Below are 15,951 nucleotides of genomic sequence, written 5' to 3'. Positions count from 1 at the left end.
CACCGCACCATCCACCGGAACCCTCATTGAAGATCACCACCACGCCCACAACCGGCGCCGCGTCAGGGCAGCGCCGCGACGACGCACCCCGCAAGCCGGCATCCTCGCTCGCGGCCCGCGCGTTTGCCGTCCAACAGGCCTTCACCCGCCTCCCCGGCGACGTGCACGCGCTGCGCGTCATCGCCAAGACCGCCGGCCTCGACGACGCCACGACCCACCGGATCCTGCAGACCGGTGTCGACGACGGCGTCTTCGAACAGGTCGGCCGGGGCCGCTACCGACTCGGCACCGGCACCGCCCGCGCCGGTGTCCAGGCCATGGCCCACTCCCCCGGCGCAGCGTCGACCAACGGGATCCTGGAGCTCCTGCACCAGGCCACCGGAGGGCTCGCGCTTCTCTACGTACTCTCCCCGTTCGGCGGCGCGAAGCGGCTCTGCACGGACTACGTCATCGGCGACCTGGACCCCGCTGACGTCGGCATGTCCGCCGAGGACGTCGTCTCCGTCTCCCGTTCCCTGCGCACCGGCGCATCGGGGCGCGTCATCCTCGCGCACCTGCCCCAGCCCATCCAGGAGCTGGTCCTGGCCGAGGAGGTGCCTCCCACCGCGGGTCCCGGCGCGATCCGCGACAACGATGTCCTCGCCGCCTCCCTCGATGAGATCCGCCAGCTCGGCTTCGCCGTCGGCCGTCAGGAATGCATGCCCGGCTGGGACTCCGTCGCCGCGCCGGTCCTGTGGCACGACGCCATCATGGGCGCCGTCCTCATGCTCAAGCCCGCGGCCGACATGCCGGCTGACCTGCGGCCGCTGATCTACCACACCCGCAAGGCGGCCGAGAGCCTCAGCGCTCTGAACCGGGTTCCCCGAACCACCTCAGGGGGATCAGACTGAACCCGCTTCGGCCAGCTCGTCCAGCGCATGGCGGACGAGCGGCTCGCTCTGGAAGGGCACGAGCCGCTTCCGGTACCGGACCGTGAGCCCGGGCGGCAACGCCCCGACGGCCGCGAGGGCCTGGTGGACGACGGTCACCGCTCGGTCCAGCTCCCCGAGGGCGATCCGGGCGTCGAGCGCCTGGAGCAGGAAGACCCCGGTGTGCGGGCACCTCGGACCGGCCTGCGGTGTGATCAAGTACGGCATGGCCGCGTCGATGTGCCGGCCGGCCTCGTGCAGGTACCCGAAGCCGAGCGCGACCCGGGCCTGCACAAGGGACAGGGCGAAGCCCTGAGCCATGACATCGAACCCCGCTTCAACCTCCGGATCACCGCCAAGACCGGTCGTCTTCTCCAGCGCCTTGTCCAACTCCCGCACAGCACCGCACTCTTCACCTCCACGAGCGCGGGCCATCGCGTCCTCGGCGTGCAGCACGACCTGGGAGTCGGGCGGCAGACGCGGATCGATGGTGCGTGCGGCCCGCACCAGCAGGCGGGCATCGGCCGGGGCCCCGGCCTCCAGGTGCCGGATGGCCAGCAGCACCATGGCCTCGGACACCAGAGCAGGCTCCCCCGCCGCCGCTGCGGCCCGCATCGCGGCCAGGGCCTGCCGCTCGGCCCGCGCGTACTCACCGAGCATGTGACTGAACCAGCCGCACCGCAGCCCGGTCCGGGCCGCGAGCGCGATCAACCGCCCACCCGTCCGCGCGTCGTAACCCGCCGTGGTCAGCAGCCGCACCGCGATCCGGTGTTCGGCCAGCGCCGCGGTGTACAGGGCCGTCGGCGCCAGGGACGAGCGGTTGTGCTGCCGCTCCAGCGCCGAGATACGACCGTCCAGCCACTCCACCAGGTCTCGTGCCAGCGGCGGGCCCTCCCGGCCACAGGCGTGCTCCGGCGCGGCGACCCGCGCGCCCACGGCTCTCAGCTGCCGAGCGAGCGCGGCTCCCCGCACGACCAGGCCCGGCGGACCGGGAGCCCCGGCCAGCTGCACAGACCCACGCAACGCAGCGACCGCGCTCTCGAAGTCATGCTGCTCACCGCTCAGCAGCCCGTCACCGACAGCCATGTACAGCCAGTGCGGCCAGCCGAGCCGAACGACATCGCCGTCCGCGACGCCGTGGATGTGTGCCATGGCCAGCTGAGCGGTGTGCTCCGGCGCGATCCGCCCGGACTCCCACCGCGACACCTTCTCCCGGCGGGCAGCCATCTGCCCGAAGCCGAGCTCGACGTGCCGCTCCGCCACCAGGCGGGCGTACTCGGGCTGCGAAAGGCCCATCCCCGCACGCAACATCATCAACGGGTTGGACACGGCACTGCCTCGGAACCATCGGAACGTGACGACGAAACTCGGATCCGTCACCACTCCCATCCTAGGCACGTCCCCCAAGCGCCACCACGCAACAAGGCACCCCCGAAGGCACACCTCCCCCGACGCCCCAGTACAAGGCCCGCCGGCCCCTTGGCCCAACTACTCCCAGACACGGTTCCGCATCACGGACAGTCACCGCCGAGCGAACGCGCCAGAGCCGACCAGCACGGCCCGCACGACTACCGCTCCGCCCGCACTCCTGCACGCGCCACCGTCTAGGGCACGGCCCACGCCCCCCGTGCCACCTCCATCCACGTGATCCTGGAAGGCCTGCACCACGCGACCGGCGGGCTCGCCATGCACTACGTTCGGCCTCGCGCGCGCGTCGTCGCCCTTGACGGCAGGGTGGCATGCGTGGATCAACTGTTCGTCCAGTGAGGTGAGTTGGCCGCGACCGAGGTCCTGGTTCTTGGCGTGTCGTCGGGCGGGCGTGGGTGAAGATGATGCGGACCGAAGGCGGCGAGGATGGGAGCGGGCGTGGACGACGAGACGAGGGTGGTGCCGGCCGGGCACACGGAGGTGCGGCCGGGGTACGTGCGGGCGGTGTGGCCGATGGCGGCGGGCGCACTGATCCGGGACGGGCTGGGCCGGGTGCTGCTGGTGAACCCGACCTATCACGCGGACCGGTGGCTGCTGGCCGGCGGCGGGATGGACCGGGACGGGCTGAGCCCGAAGGAGACGCTGCGCCGGGAGCTGCTGGAGGAGCTGGGGCTTGATCTCCCGGTGGGGCGGCTGCTGGTGGTGGACTGGATCCCGCAGGAGGGGCGGTTCTTCGAGGAGACGGTCTACGTCTTCGACTGCGGTGTGCTGGACGAGCAGGCCCGGGCGGCCGTCCGGCTGCCGGAGAAGGAGCTCTCCGGGTTCGAGTTCTTCGAGTTGGAGGAGGCCTGCAAGCGGCTGGCCGGGCAGGACGCCCGGCGGTTGCGGGAGGCGTACGGGGTGCTGGAGCGCGGGACGGGCTCGGAGTACCTGGAGTCGGGCCGCATCCCGCGCTGAGCACCCCGGCCGGCTACAGGGTGATGCCCGCCCGGTTGATGACCAGGGCAGCGAGGCGGCGGGCGGCGTCCGGTTTCCCGAGGGAGGCGGAGCGGGCCGCCATCTCGGCCCTGCGCGCCGGGTCTTTGAGGAGCGGCAGGACCGCGTCGAGGAGTCGGGCTTCGGTGGCCTGGTCGGCGACGAGGGCGACGGCCGCGCCCGCGTCGGCCAGGGTCTCGGCGCCTCGCTGCTGCTCGTGTCCGGCGGTGGGCACCAGCGGGATGAGCACCGCGGGTTTGGCGAGCGCGGTGAGTTCGGCGAGGGTTCCCGCGCCGGAGCGGGCGATCACCAGGTCGGCGGCGGCGTAGACGTCTTCGAGGCGTTCGGCGACGTAGCCCACCGGGTGGTAGCGGGCGGCGAGCGCGGGCGGCAGGGCGCTGGCGCGGGTCCGGGCGGTGGTGAGGTGGTCGGGGCCGGTCTGGTGCAGGATCTGGCAGTGCTCCAGCAGCTCGGGCAGGACGGCGGCGAGCAGCCGGTTGATCTGGGCGGCGCCCTGCGCGCCGCCGGTGACGTAGACGGTCGGCAGTGCGTCCTCCAGGCCGTGGCGTTCGCGCGCCCGGGCGGCGTCGCCGGTCAGGAGGACGGGGCGGATCGGGTTGCCGGTGACGGTGGCGCGGCGCCGGGCCCGGGCGGGCAGGCCGGTGAGGGAGCTGGGGTGGCTGAGGGCGACGTCGGTGGCGACGCGGGCGAGGAGGCGGTTGGCCAGGCCGAGTGTGGTGATCTGCTCGTGCATCACCAGGCGGCGGCGGGTGAGGGCGGCGGCGAGGCCGACCGGCACGGCCACGTAGCCGCCGGTGGACAGGACGACGTGGGGACGGTGGCGGGCGAGGGAGGCGGCGGCCTGCGCGATGCCGTACGGGACCTTGAGCAGGTCGAGCGCGGTGCGGGCGAGGGCGGCGGGCTTGAGGGAGCGGCGGACCTTGCCGGCCGCGAGCGGCCGGAAGCCGATGCCGTGCTGGGCGGCGACCTTGGCCTCCAGCCCGGCCTTGGTGCCGTACCAGGTCACTTCCAGGGCGATGCCGTGTTCGGCGAGTTGTTCGCGCACTGCGGTGATGGTGGTCAGGGCCGGGTAGGTGTGGCCGCCGGTGCCGCCTCCGGCGACGGCGAGGCGGACGGTGGTGCGGTGTCGGGCCATGGGGTGTTCCTCTTCGGTTCAGGCGGCCGGGTGTTCGGTGGCCGGGGCGAGCAGCTGGCGGGCGCGGTCGAGGCTGGCGGGGTCTTTGACGGCTTCCCACCAGGGCAGGACGACGGCGGCGCCGGGTGTGCCGGCGGCGAGTGCCAGGTTGACCGCGCTCTCGTAGTCGCCGTGCAGGGCGGTGAGGCGGGTGATCTCGGTGATGAGTGCCTGGCCGCGCAGGTGGTGGATCCAGATGTTGACGAGGTGGCCGGGCGGGCAGCCGCCGGGCGGGCGCTCGATGATCTGCTGGAGGCGGTGGGTGCCGGGGTGGAAGCCGAGCATGCCGCCGATGAAGGTGCGCTCCAGGACGGCGGAGGCGATGGCTATGCCACCTGCGGGCAGTTCGGCTGCGGTACGGGCGTAGGCGTCGTCGGGGACGATGTCGGTGATTCCGGCGACGAACACCTCCGCGGTGTCGGCGGGCAGCAGGCGCAGGCCGGTGAGGGCGGCGGCGTGGGCATCGGGCCCTTCCTGGAGGGCGACGGTCAGCAGGGCGCCTGCGGCGGCGCGGGTGGCGAGGGCGCGGACCTGGCGCTCGTTGCCGGGGTTGGTGACCACGACGAAGTCGTCGGCGCCGCCGGCGGCGGCCTGGCGGATGTGCCGGGCGACCAGGGTTTCACCGTCGAGGTCGAGGGTGGGCTTGTCGCGGCCCAGGCGGGTGCCGTGGCCGGCGGCGAGCAGGATGGCGGTGGTCATCAGGGGGTCTCCTTCGCATCGAGGACGTGCAGGAGGACGCGGGCGGTTCGCTGGATGTGGCCGAGCGTCAGGCCGGGGTGGTACGGGAGGGCGAGGGTGTGGTCGAGGAGGTGGCGCAGGCCCGGCTGCTCGGCGGCGGGCCGGAAGGGGGTGAGCGCCGGGTAGTCGTACCAGGGGCGCGGGGCCATGACGGAGGAGGCGATGCCGTGCTCGGCGAGCCGGGCACGCACGGGTGCGGCCGGGTGCGTCGCGGGCAGGTGGACGAGGTAGCGGCCCCAGGTCGACTGGGGGACGCGTCCCGGGGGCAGCAGTTCGGGGCGGCGGCTGGTCAGTGTCGCCGTGTAGCAGTCGGCGACGGCGGCCAGTGCCCCGGCGGTGACCGGGCGGCGGTGCCACTGTGCGGTGGCGAGCAGGGCGTCCAGCTCGCTGGCCGACCGGTAACGCAGCAGCTGGTCGCCCGCGGCCCACAGGTCTTCGGTGCCGGAGTGGGTTCGGCGTTGCCTGAGTCGGTCGGCGAGGCCGGTGTCGGCGGTGAGGACGGCGGCGCCTCCGGTGCCGGAGAGCGGCTTGGTCGGGGCGAAGGAGAGCGTGGCGGCGTCGCCCCAGGTCCCCGGGCCACCGGGTGCGTCGTCGGGAAGGAGGTAGGCGCCGTCCTCGATGACGGTGGCGCCGCGTCGGCGCAAGGCCGCGATGGTGGCGCGGGCGTGGACGGCGACGATGCCGCCGTGGTGGATCCAGAGGACGAGCGGCCGGTCGGTGCGGTCGGCGAGGGAGGGCAGAGGGGCGAGGCTGGCGGGGTCGACGGGGGCAGGCTCGGGCCGGGCGCCCAGGCGGGCCGCAAGCGCGGGGATCGCCTGGAAGGCGTGCGCGGGGACGAGGACGGTGCGCCCCGGGGTGGCGTAGTGCTCCAGCAGGAGTTCCAGGGCGTCCATGCCGGAGCGGACCGCGACGGCGTGGCGGGTGAAGTGCCGGGCGAGGGCGTGTTCCAGGGCGGCGGTGTGTGGGCCTTCCCGCAGGCGGCCGGTGCTCAGGGTCGCGGTGAAGGCGTCCGTCAGCTGCCGGTGGCCGGCCTCGTCCAGCGCGGGCGGGCGCCACAGCGCGATCGTGTCGGGGGCGGTCATGTGGCGGCTCCGGCGTCGCGGGCGAGGAGTGTGTTCAGGGCGCCGGGTCCGGTGTTGGCGAGCAGGTCGGCGGCGCTGAGGTGGTCGATGTGCCCGTGGCGGCCGTGGAGTTGGCGGTAGGCGGGCGGGCGGTAGCCCTGCCAGCACAGCGTGATCCCGGCGTCCGCGAAGGCACGCGGGTCGAGGTAGGCGGCGCTGCCGTCCCCGGCGAGGTAGGTGTCCGCCCCGGCGCGGCGGCACAGCTCGGCCAGGCGGGCGGACTTCGCCGAGCCGACCGGCCCGAGATCACTGGCGGCGAGGGCGGGGGTGCGGATGCCGAAGGCCGCGAGCAGGTGGGCGCAGCTGGCGGCGTTGAGCGCGCCGAGGGTGGCGTAGGGGCGGCTGTACAGGTCGTCGAGCAGGGGCGTGAGGGCATCCAGGTGGGGGGCGTGGGCGTAGGCCTGGCGGATGGTGGTGGCGTGTTTGGCCTGCCAGGGGGTGGTGGCGAGGTGGACGTCGGTGATCGGGGTGCCGAGCGGGGCGCGGCGCACGGGCGCGGTGAGGGTGAGCGGGCCGTGGCCGGTCTTGATGCGGTTGCGGTTGTGCCAGCCGCCGCGGGCGAACGCGGCGTTGTCGAGCCAGATCACCAGGTCGGCGCGGGCGATCTTGTCGAGCAGGCCCGGGTAGGGCAGGTAGTGGGGTTGGTGGATCGCCGCGGTGACCATCGGCTCCTCCCCTTCTCGTTCGCGGTCAGGTGTGGACGGTGCGCAGGCGGGTGGTGAGCCGGCGGGCGAGGTGCATCGCGGCGGCGATGGTGGTGGCCATGTCGTCGTAGAAGGTGGTGCCGCGGCCTGCGAAGAACTGCCCGTCGCCGTTGAGCTGTTGGCCGAGCGTGCGGTAGGCGTCCGCGAGGTCGAGGTTGCCGGGGCTGCGCAGCACGAAGTCGACCTGGCGCTCGCCGGTGCCGGCGCGCTCGTAGCCGACGAGGACCTGGCGGCTGGTCAGGGTGGGGGCCGCGCCGGGAAGCAGGGAGGGAGTGTGGGTGCGGTAGTAAGGGACGGCGGGGTCGGGGTAGGTGACGGTGGGCGCGGTGGGCGCCGTCCTGGTTCTGGTGGGTCGCCAGTCGACGGCGAGGCTGCGGCGTTCCAGGCGGCCGAGCCGGTGGCCGAACCACGCGTCGATCGGGCTGGTGACGACCAGGGCATGCCGAAACGGCGGCGGGTCGCTCGCGTCGGCTTCGTGGCCGAGCTGGACGCGGATGCCGGAGCGGTCGGCGAGGCGGTGGAGCATGCTGCCCCAGCCTCCTGCGGGAAGGCCCTGCCATCGGGCGTGCTGGTGGTAGCGGTTGCCCCGGGTGTAGCGCAGGCCGAAGCGGCTGGTGAACACCTCGGGGGCGAGGTCCGCCGGGTCGGCGCCCCACTGCTTGGCGACGTGGTGGTGCACGAACGCCTCGTACAGGCGCGGGCCGAGTTCGCCGAGTGCGGCCTGTTCGACCGTGGCCGGGGCCGGATGCCGGTAGGGAGCACGGTCGGCGTCGACCAGGCGGCGTGCCTCGTCGGCGGCCAGAGGGCCGCCGAAGACGGCTTCGACGGCTTCGAGGCCGAGCGGCAGCGGGATGAGCCGGCCGCGGTAGGCGGCGTGCACGTGGTGGCGGTAGCGGATGACGCGGGTGTGGGCGGCGGCGAACGCCCACACCTTCGCATCGTCGGTGGCCAGGACGTGGGTGCCGCGCGGGTGGACGTGCACGCCCAGGCGTTCGTGCCACTGGGAGGAGCACAGGCCGCCGATGCGCCCCGTGGCCTCCACGACGAGGACGCTGATCCCGGGCAGGGCGACGGTGAGCCGCTCCGCGAGGGTCAGGCCGAACAGCCCGGCGCCGACGATCGCCACGTCCGCGATGCCCGTGCCGGTCACAGGAACCACGCGTGCTGGTCCGCGAACTCCTCCGGGCCCGGGGTCGGCAGGTCTCCCGCCGTCCAGGCGTCGATCGCGCGAGTCTGGTGGATGTGGCGGCAGCCGAGCTTGTAGCAGCCGGACAGGCCCATGTTGGCGATCAGCCGCCGGGCGACCTCGTGGTGCCGCTCGCTCCCCCAGATGTCCTCCAGGTCGGCGTCGTTCAGGTTCCCGATCAGGTACTCCTGCCGGCCCCACTGCGGGCCGCAGGCGTAGACCTCGCCGTTGGCGAGCACCCAGCAGTTCAGGCCGGCCGCCACCGTCCAGCACCAGCGGTGCGGCCCTGCGGCTCCCTTCGCCCCTTCGCCCATGATGTGCGGGATCTGCCGTTTCCAGGAGGCGAGGCCCCGTTGGTCGGCCAGGTGCTCCAGGTCGGCGCGGAAGGACTCGCGCTGTGCCGCGTTGAGGGTGAAGCCGCCGAGGTTCTCGTAGTCGTCGACGAGCCGGATGTGGATGTTGTCGAAGCCGGTGCGCTCGGCCCAGTCGTAGATCCGCTCCAGCCAGGTGTAGTTGACGTTGTTGATCAGCACCTTGGCGTTGACCTTCGGCCCTTGGAGCCCGGCCGCGTCCCGCACGGCACGGATCTCCCGGACGGCGCGTTCCATCGCGCTCTGGGACTTCTTCCCTCCGGCGACCTGCCGATAGGTGGCGTCGTCGTAGGCGAAGACGGCGGCCTCGATGAAGGTCATCCGCTCCAGCACCTCGGAGCGGGCCAGCGCGGTGCCGCGGATCAGGTTGGAGGCCATGCCGGCGCGGGTGGTCGCCTTGTCCAGGCGGGCGATGTAGTCGGCGACCAGGCCGCCGTGCCACAGCGTCGGCTCCCCGCCGCCGCAGTACTGCACGCCGCGCACGCCCATCCGCTCGATCGAGGCGTGAAGGCGGTCGGCCATCTCCAACGGCATGTCCGCGAAGCCGTACTCCTCGTTGCGCTTCTTGGCGTAGCAGTGCACGCAGGTGACGTTGCAGAGCATCGTCAGGTACATCTCCAGCGACCAGGGCGCGCGGGCGATCCGCACCTCGCGCGGCGGCTGCCGGTCGGGGAAGAGCCGCTGTGCGGCATGCAGGACCTTGGCGGCCGAAGAGTACGCGGCCGGCGCCGCGGTAGTGGTGATCTGCTCGAAGCCCGCCGGTCCGGCCGGATTCGCGTTCGGGGTGTCCACCGTGTGTCCCCCATTCGGGGTGGGGCGTGGTCAGAAGAAGGCGCGGTGCGGTGCGGTGAAGGTGCCCAGGAACTCGATCAACTCGTTCTGCGGGTGGTGGACGCAGAAAGGGCAGTCCTTCAGCCGCAGTTCCTCGACGACCCGGCGGCGCTGCTCGCCGGTCCAGATCTCCTCGAACGACTTCTCGTAGATGTTGCCGATGACGCCGGCGATGCCCTCTCCGTCCTTGGTGCGGGTGCGCTTCTGCGCGCACAGGAACACGTTGCCGTCAGCGCCGATCACCGGCTTGAACTGCTGCCAGTGGCACCGGGTATAGCCCCGGACCTGGTGGGTGTCGTTGGAGAAGATCCGGTCGACGATGTGGACGTCGAAGCGTTCATCGTCCAGGGCAAGGGCCTGCTCCAGGTTGTCGAGCATCCGCTCGTGCAGGTCGGGGCCGATGGCCACGCCGGAGTAGGACTTGTACTGGATGTAGTCGGCGCCACTGTCCTTCACCAGTCGGCCGCAGGCGAGGAGGTCGTGGACGTTGCCGTCGTTGATGAAGAAGCCGGTGCCGACCGTGCACGGCCCCTGCGCCTGCACGAGGGCCCGCAGGTTCCGGATGATCCGGTGGTGGTCGTCGTTGCCGTGCAGCCGCTTGTGCAGAGCCGGGTCGGCGGCGTCCAGGGAGAACCGCACGTAGGTGGCGGCCTGCTTGATCCGCGGGGCGAGTTCGGGAAGGACGCGGGAGCCGTTGGTGACCAGTCCCACCGACATGCCCAGGCTCGCGGCGAGTTCGATCGCCTCGGTCGCCTTCGGATGGGTCATCGGCTCGCCGCCGCCGACGAACAGGATCGAGGTCACGCCGAGCACACCGAGTTCCCGGATCAGGGTGAACAGCCGCTCGGGCGTCATGCGTTCGCTGCGTTCCTTGGAGTGGAGCGAGGAGTAGATGCAGAACGAGCAGTGGTGGTTGCACGTGTTCGCCATGTCGATCTCGACGCTGCGGGGGAACGGGTTCTCCCCGCGGTGGTAGGCCTCGATCACGCCCTGCTGCTGGAGCAGGCGCAGCGGGTCGAACATGTGCCGGAAGCGGTGGCCGCGCTCGATCGAGGCGTAGAGGTAGCCGAGGCGTTCGGCCTTCGTGCGGGCACCGGAGGTGATCGTGGCGACGTCCTCGGCGATCACGGCCGGCTGCGGGCCACAGCCGTCCCCTGCCTGCCTGTTCAGCAGCGGCAGCGTGCGGTGGACCTGGGGGGTGTTGGACACAGGGGCCTCCTGGTTCCGAGAGGAAAGGCCGCCGGGATGGCAACTCCGCTGGCCTTTGGTGGTGTTCAGCTGTCGATGGTCAGGGTGGGTGCCGGGACGTGGTTCGACCTGCCTGCCCGACACGGACGCGACGTCGCCGCACCGCCCCCGTTCGACGGGGTGTTACGGCTGCGGGGCCGCTCCGGTGGTGGGCGCCGTGCCCGTTCGCACCGGGTTCTCGGCGCCTTCGGCCGTGCTCCACGGCGCGGTGAATCCGGCTTCCAGGCCGAGTCCGCTGTGAGCCGGTCCGAGTGCGCGCAGCAGCAGCCGCTCCCCGGTGAACGCTGCACGACCGTGCAACAGGCGGTGGTTGTCGAGGATGATCGCCTGCCCGGCCGCCAAGCGCACCGAGACGGTGTGCCGGGCGATCGCGGTCCGCAGCGCGGGCATCTGGGCCTGCGCCTGCGGTGAGAAGCGGGCGAGTTCGTCCTGGCGCAAGCGGATGCGCCACCGCCGAGAGGGAAGGTTCTCCAAGATGGGAGCGAACAGCCCGTCGGCGCCGCCGAAGTAGGCCGACCTCGGCGCGGACAGTGTCTCCAGCGCGGCGGGCCGAAAAGCGGCCAGCTCGCCGAGCACGGCGTGCCCGTCGACGAGGATGCTCTCCCCGCCGGCACGGCCGGGCTGGAGGCAGGCGAGGATCACCAGGCGAGGCGGGATCGGCAGTTGGGCGCTCTCGGTGTGGACTGCGAGGTCGCTGCGGCCCAGCCCGGCCAGACCCGCGTGGCGGCCGTGGAGACCGGTGTCGCGGATCGTGGTCAGCCTGTCCGGCCCGCTGTGCCGGTGAGAGCTCAGATCGGCCAACAGCAGGCGGGCGGCTTCCAGAACGTCGTCGCGGCCGCGCAGACCAGCCAGTCCGGTCGCGCCGCGCTCCCGCAGCGCGGCCCCCAGAAGATCACGCAGCTCATGAGGGGGCGCCGTGGACGAGTCCAGCGCGAAGAAGTCCACCCCGAGGGCAATCGAGAACATGGGGATCCCCCTGGTCAGAAGTTGGGACGGGAGAGCACCACTGTCCTCGGCGGCCACCGCCGCCGTACAGTGACAAATTGTCAACCAGCGATCACGGGGTGCGAGTGCGGCCGGGCGGCCCAGGGCTGCTACGTTCGGGAGACCGGCGCCTGGCCGCTCATCATGGAGGACAGCGTGATCCAGACCGAACATCCTTACGTCCCAGCGAAGTTCGCGATCTCGATCAAGGGGGTCGTCCTCGACGACGAGCGGCGCGTGCTGCTCCTGCGGAACGAGAGGCAGGAGTGGGAACTGCCCGGAGGCAAGCTCGAAGGCGACGAGACCCCCATCGAGCGGGTGGAGACCGAGATCCGCGAGGAGAGCGGCTGGACGGCCACCGCCACCACGCTGCTCGACACCTGGATGTACGAGCCGTTGCCCGGCCGGCGCGTCTTCATCGTCACCTACGGCTGCGTCTCCACTGGCACCCAGGAGCCCCCGGTCATCAGCCACGAGCACAAGGAGGCTGGGCTCTACCACCGGCACGAGGTCGACACGCTCGTCATGCCGCAGGGCTACAAGGATTCCATCGCCCGCTGGTACGCACTCCTCGACCGGGACTGACCCGTGGAGCCCGCGCCACGCGACGGCATCCAGTGGCACTGGACCACACCCCGCGCCCAGCACATCCTGCGCCAGAGAAGCCTGGCGGGAATTCTCGCCTTCTACCGCGAGCTCCACGGCCTGCCTCAGCAGGAACTCGCGGACCTCCTCGGCTACTCCACCAGCTACGTGTCCCGGGTGGAGACCGGATCGCGCACCATCACCGACATCGGCGCGCTGCGGCACATCGCCGACCGGCTCCGCCTCCCGCCGCACTGCTTCGGCGTCACCGATAACGCGGACGCAGACCACCACGCCGTGATCCAGTTCGGGGAGAGCGTCCTGCGGCTGGCCGAGATCGCCCGCCAGGGCGGCCAGGCCAGTGCCGCCGTCGATGAGCTGTGGCCGCTGGTTGCCCGGTTGGAGGCCCGCGTCTCCGGCGGCCGCACAGAGCTGGATGTGCTGCGGCTGCTCGCCCGTGCCCGCGTCGGCCTGGGTGTCGCCTTGGGCCATGTCCTGCCCGACGAACGCCTGGCCACCGCGGCCCGCTGGACGGGTAAGGGACTGACCGTCGCCCGGCGCCTCGGCGATCCGGCCCTGCACACCTACGCCCTGCGCCACCACGGCAACGAGCTGCGCAAGGCCCGTCTCCTGGGGGCCGCCGTCGACCGGCTCACCCGGGCCCGGGACTGCGCCCGCACCCCGGACGAGCGGGCCGAGGCCGTCATCCTGCTGGCCCGCGCCGCCGGCAGCGCCGGACACCAGGCCGTGTTCGACGACGCGGTCACCGAAGGCAAACGGCTGCTGGACGTGGCGCGAACGACGTCCTTGTTCTCGCCCTTCAGTCACCATGAGGTCCACGTCCGGGGCCTCGCCGCCACTGGCCGGATCCGGGAAGCCGTCCGCGTCCTGGAGCACGCACCGGCTCCCCAGCTCCACACGACCACGCAGTGGCGCATCATCTCCGCCATCACCGCGGGCCAAGTCCTCGCCCAGCGGGGCGACCACCAGGCCGCCCAGGAGACCCTGACCGCGGCCGTACGGGGAGCGGTAGAACACCGGCTGCCGCACCAGATCCAGCGAGTGGTGCGCGCAAGCCGAGATCTGCCGAACGTCCACGAGGAGGCCCAAGCCGCCCTGGCAGAACTGAGGGCGGCCATAGCGGCCTGACCGCAGCCGCCCACCCCACCGCGCGACAGGAACGCCGCGACAAAGAAGGTGGTTCATCACCGTGAAGCCCTCCATTTCGTCCCACGGGTGTGACGTTGACCAGTGAGTGGCCAGGCCGGCCCGACGCGCGGGCATCGGGCCGACCTCGCCGTCTGCGGTGCGTTGGCCCCTACGCGGAGGCGACGGACATTCCCCTGGTCGTGGCAGACTCGATGGCCGCCTGGTTGCGGGTGAGCCACTGGGACGGGTCGTCGAGGTCGGCGTTGGTCGGTACCAGGTCGTCGCGTTCGAGCACGAGGCGCAGCAGCGCGTGTCCGCCGGCTTCGATCGCGGCCGCGATGAACTGCTCGCCCTTGTCGTAGCACGGTGCGTTCGTGGACATGGCCGGGTCGGCCCGCAGTTCGAGGAGGTGCTCGCTGAGTTCCGGCTCGCCGGGCAGGGCGCCGATGACCGCCTGTCCGCAGAGGGCCTTGGAGGTCTGGCGTTCGACGTACTGGCCGTGGCCCTCGACGAGGGCTTCCAGGGCGCGGTGGTGTGTGTGGGGAAGCCCGGCGCCACCGTCGATCATGTTGAACGTGAGCGGTGTGACGGCCAGTTCGGGCCGGAGAGCGAGCTGTGCCAGGTGTGTGATCTCGTGCGCGAAGATCGTGGTCAGCTGCCGCTCACTCGGGTGCAGGTGCCGGTCGTACACCTCGGGCATGAAGGTGAGTTCAAGGCCGTCCTCCCTCACGAGGACCGCGGCACGGCACGTCGGGTAGAAGCGGGAGACCATCCGCTCGACGGTGATGCGGCTCTGGTCGAGCATCGCGGTGGCCATGGTGTCGGCCAGCAGCCCTTCCGGCACCCCGTCGAGAGCGCGGCGCAAGCGCAGCACGGCGTCCTCCACCTGCCGCTTGACGAACTGCTCCGGGGTGACAGGGCAAGCGACGATGCGCTGGGGCAGAGCGAGGCCGGACAGATCCGCCACCAGCGGGGCGGCGGCTTCCATGAGACCGCAGTAGCGGGCGTACTCAGCGACGTCGATGGAGGCGTCATTGCGGAAGGCGAAGGTGGTCAATGGGCGTCCAATTCGGTTACGGGTCAATGGTTTTGAGTTAGTAGGTCGAGCGGTAGGGGTGGCCGGGGCGGCCGGTCGGGAGGGAGTCCGCGCCGACGAGCCGCAGCGCCGGGAAGGCGCCGTGGTCCGGGTGGTCGCGGGTGAGCTGGAGCAGGGTCCAGCCGTGCCACGTCGCGGCGCGGGCGATCAGGCCGTCGTGGCGGACCTCGACTCCCCGCGCCATCTCACCTGGGGTGGCGAGGTAGGCGCTGACGGTCTTCGAGGCGCCGGGCAGGGTCCGGCGGACGAGCAGTGCGGGGTTCAGCCCTCCCGGGGCGTGGACCTCGGTGCGCACGCCGTGGTCGTACAGCGCGGTGGTGGAGGTGTAGCGGCGCGGGTCGCCTCCGGTCCCGGCGGTCAGGGTCGGCAGGGTGAGCTGGGCGACGAGCAGGAGGACGGGGACGCCGGTGCGGGCGACGAGGGCGGCGGCGTGCTCGCCGGGCACGGCCGACGGGCTGGCGCTCACGTCGCGGGCTCCGGCTGCACGGCCCGGGCAGCGTCCGCTATGGCGTGGGAGGCGGAGCGCCAGGACCAGGGGAAGGGGGGCAGGGGGGAGGTGAGGATGGTGGCCAGCCGGCGGTCGGCCTCGTCCTGGAGGTCGGGCTCGATGCGGGTGTGCTCGGCGAAGAAGAGCCACGCGCTGAGAGCGAAGGCGGGAGTCATCGCGCGGTAGGTGCGGCCGTCGTCGGCGGTGGCGTCGTGGCCGTAGGTGGTGGTGAACTCCTCGAACTCCTCGCCCGGCGTGGCGAAGACATCGCGCCGCCACCCTGCGGCGGCCACGTCCCACGGCCGGGGCCCGATCGCTGTGCGCTCGAAGTCGATCAGGGCGGGCCCGCGTGGAGTGATGATGCAGTTGCTGGGTGCGGCGTCGCCGTGGATGACGCACATCGGGCCGGGGTGCGCGTCGAGCCAGGCGACTCGGGCTTCGGCCAGCAGCGCGCGCAGGCGCCGCTCCTGGTCGGGGTGCAGTGCGCCCGGCGGCAGGTCTTTGATGCGCCGGGCCAGCGCCGGAAACGGGTTGAACGTCGGCAACCCGAGACCTGCGGGGATGCCGAGCTGGTGCAGCCGGTGCAGGACGTGCGCAAGGTCGGCCGGTCGGGGTTCCCGATCACCGAGGTCCTCGGCGAAGGTGACCTGGAGGTGGTAGCGGTCTGAGTGCACGAGCGGGTAGCCGGACGTGCCGACCGGGCGAGGGGCCTGGATGCCGTTGCGCAGCAGCCACCGCGCTACCTGCGTTTCGCGCAGGGCGGTCTCGGCGGCGGTGCCAGGGCGCCAGACCTTCGCGACGGCTCCGGACGCGGGCAGGCGCCAGGTGTGATGGGCGCCGGCCTGGAGCAGGACGGCGCGCCGCGCGTCCAGCCCCTGGCGCCGAGCTGTGGCGATGACGGCCGCGCAACTTTCCTCGGGTGTCACAAGTCTCCTATAAATAAGG

At 72.3% G+C, this 15,951-nt stretch carries 16 protein-coding genes; 4 read left to right on the top strand and 12 right to left on the bottom strand.

Annotated features, from left to right (window positions below):
• The first annotated feature begins 26 nt into the window (after nt 1-26).
• On the top strand, nt 27-890 hold the full coding sequence (locus tag ACIP4P_RS02750) for an IclR family transcriptional regulator (protein WP_400914002.1): 864 nt from the start codon (nt 27-29) through the stop codon (nt 888-890).
• Here the strand turns inward: ACIP4P_RS02750 and ACIP4P_RS02745 are convergent.
• Entirely contained in the window at nt 882-2,297 is a 1,416-nt protein-coding gene (locus ACIP4P_RS02745) for a hypothetical protein (protein ID WP_400914000.1), read from the bottom strand. The genes ACIP4P_RS02750 and ACIP4P_RS02745 overlap by 9 nt on opposite strands.
• 477 nt (nt 2,298-2,774) lie before the next feature.
• Here ACIP4P_RS02745 and ACIP4P_RS02740 point away from each other — a divergent pair, with 477 nt between their 5' ends.
• On the top strand, nt 2,775-3,293 hold the full coding sequence (locus ACIP4P_RS02740) for an NUDIX domain-containing protein (RefSeq protein ID WP_400913998.1): 519 nt from the start codon (nt 2,775-2,777) through the stop codon (nt 3,291-3,293).
• A gap of 13 nt (nt 3,294-3,306) precedes the next feature.
• Here ACIP4P_RS02740 and ACIP4P_RS02735 read toward each other — a convergent pair whose 3' ends face one another.
• From ACIP4P_RS02735 to ACIP4P_RS02700, 8 genes are all read right to left on the bottom strand, one after another.
• Nucleotides 3,307-4,467 (bottom strand): UDP-N-acetylglucosamine--N-acetylmuramyl-(pentapeptide) pyrophosphoryl-undecaprenol N-acetylglucosamine transferase, encoded by a 1,161-nt coding sequence (locus ACIP4P_RS02735; RefSeq protein WP_400913996.1) that lies wholly within the window; start codon nt 4,465-4,467, stop codon nt 3,307-3,309.
• Between the two features lie 18 nt (nt 4,468-4,485).
• On the bottom strand, nt 4,486-5,205 hold the full coding sequence (locus ACIP4P_RS02730) for an NTP transferase domain-containing protein (RefSeq protein ID WP_400913995.1): 720 nt from the start codon (nt 5,203-5,205) through the stop codon (nt 4,486-4,488).
• Nucleotides 5,205-6,326, bottom strand: coding sequence for a DegT/DnrJ/EryC1/StrS family aminotransferase (locus tag ACIP4P_RS02725; protein WP_400913993.1), 1,122 nt, complete (start codon nt 6,324-6,326; stop codon nt 5,205-5,207). The genes ACIP4P_RS02730 and ACIP4P_RS02725 overlap by 1 nt, the downstream gene beginning before the upstream one ends.
• Nucleotides 6,323-7,030, bottom strand: a complete 708-nt coding sequence (locus ACIP4P_RS02720; protein ID WP_400913991.1) for a WbqC family protein — start codon at nt 7,028-7,030, stop codon at nt 6,323-6,325. The genes ACIP4P_RS02725 and ACIP4P_RS02720 overlap by 4 nt, the downstream gene beginning before the upstream one ends.
• 25 nt (nt 7,031-7,055) lie before the next feature.
• Nucleotides 7,056-8,228 carry a UDP-galactopyranose mutase gene (locus ACIP4P_RS02715; RefSeq protein WP_400913990.1) on the bottom strand — a complete coding sequence of 391 codons (1,173 nt, stop codon included), beginning with the start codon at nt 8,226-8,228 and terminating at the stop codon, nt 7,056-7,058.
• A complete protein-coding gene (locus ACIP4P_RS02710; protein WP_400913987.1) occupies nt 8,216-9,418 on the bottom strand; it encodes a radical SAM protein in 1,203 nt (400 codons plus the stop codon). The genes ACIP4P_RS02715 and ACIP4P_RS02710 overlap by 13 nt, the downstream gene beginning before the upstream one ends.
• Before the next feature lie 30 nt (nt 9,419-9,448).
• A complete protein-coding gene (locus ACIP4P_RS02705; protein ID WP_400913985.1) occupies nt 9,449-10,666 on the bottom strand; it encodes a radical SAM protein in 1,218 nt (405 codons plus the stop codon).
• A gap of 162 nt (nt 10,667-10,828) precedes the next feature.
• Nucleotides 10,829-11,671, bottom strand: coding sequence for a TauD/TfdA family dioxygenase (locus ACIP4P_RS02700; RefSeq protein WP_400913983.1), 843 nt, complete (start codon nt 11,669-11,671; stop codon nt 10,829-10,831).
• A 174-nt stretch (nt 11,672-11,845) separates the two neighbouring features.
• Between ACIP4P_RS02700 and ACIP4P_RS02695 the strand changes: the two genes are divergently transcribed.
• Together ACIP4P_RS02695 and ACIP4P_RS02690 are read left to right on the top strand one after the other, a co-directional pair.
• Nucleotides 11,846-12,274 carry an NUDIX domain-containing protein gene (locus tag ACIP4P_RS02695; protein ID WP_400913980.1) on the top strand — a complete coding sequence of 143 codons (429 nt, stop codon included), beginning with the start codon at nt 11,846-11,848 and terminating at the stop codon, nt 12,272-12,274.
• 3 nt (nt 12,275-12,277) lie between these two features.
• Entirely contained in the window at nt 12,278-13,423 is a 1,146-nt protein-coding gene (locus ACIP4P_RS02690; protein ID WP_400913978.1) for a helix-turn-helix domain-containing protein, read from the top strand.
• 169 nt (nt 13,424-13,592) lie between these two features.
• On the opposite strand, the gene ACIP4P_RS02685 is transcribed toward ACIP4P_RS02690, so the two are convergent.
• From ACIP4P_RS02685 to ACIP4P_RS02675, 3 genes are read right to left on the bottom strand one after another with little or no spacing between them, the layout of a single operon-like run.
• The gene (locus ACIP4P_RS02685; protein ID WP_400913977.1) at nt 13,593-14,480 is read right to left on the bottom strand and encodes a hypothetical protein; all 888 of its coding nucleotides are present in this window, start codon (nt 14,478-14,480) and stop codon (nt 13,593-13,595) included.
• 37 nt (nt 14,481-14,517) lie between these two features.
• Nucleotides 14,518-14,985 (bottom strand): hypothetical protein, encoded by a 468-nt coding sequence (locus ACIP4P_RS02680; RefSeq protein WP_400913975.1) that lies wholly within the window; start codon nt 14,983-14,985, stop codon nt 14,518-14,520.
• Nucleotides 14,982-15,932, bottom strand: coding sequence for a phosphotransferase family protein (locus tag ACIP4P_RS02675; RefSeq protein ID WP_400913973.1), 951 nt, complete (start codon nt 15,930-15,932; stop codon nt 14,982-14,984). The genes ACIP4P_RS02680 and ACIP4P_RS02675 overlap by 4 nt, the downstream gene beginning before the upstream one ends.
• Nucleotides 15,933-15,951 lie beyond the last annotated feature (19 nt).

The sequence above is a fragment of the Kitasatospora sp. NPDC089509 genome (genome assembly GCF_044749365.1).
GTDB lineage: Bacteria > Actinomycetota > Actinomycetes > Streptomycetales > Streptomycetaceae > Kitasatospora.
Note: the sequence above shows the minus strand (reverse complement) of the source record. Positions and strands in the feature narration are given on the sequence as shown.

Bases quoted from the DNA above. Each gene is read 5' to 3' on its own strand.
- ACIP4P_RS02735 (WP_400913996.1), bottom strand. From the start codon at position 4,467: ATGGCCCGACACCGCACCACCGTCCGCCTCGCCGTCGCCGGAGGCGGC.
- ACIP4P_RS02730 (WP_400913995.1), bottom strand. From the start codon at position 5,205: ATGACCACCGCCATCCTGCTCGCCGCCGGCCACGGCACCCGCCTGGGC.
- ACIP4P_RS02720 (WP_400913991.1), bottom strand. From the start codon at position 7,030: ATGGTCACCGCGGCGATCCACCAACCCCACTACCTGCCCTACCCGGGC.
- ACIP4P_RS02745 (WP_400914000.1), bottom strand. From the start codon at position 2,297: ATGGGAGTGGTGACGGATCCGAGTTTCGTCGTCACGTTCCGATGGTTC.
- ACIP4P_RS02725 (WP_400913993.1), bottom strand. From the start codon at position 6,326: ATGACCGCCCCCGACACGATCGCGCTGTGGCGCCCGCCCGCGCTGGAC.
- ACIP4P_RS02700 (WP_400913983.1), bottom strand. From the start codon at position 11,671: ATGTTCTCGATTGCCCTCGGGGTGGACTTCTTCGCGCTGGACTCGTCC.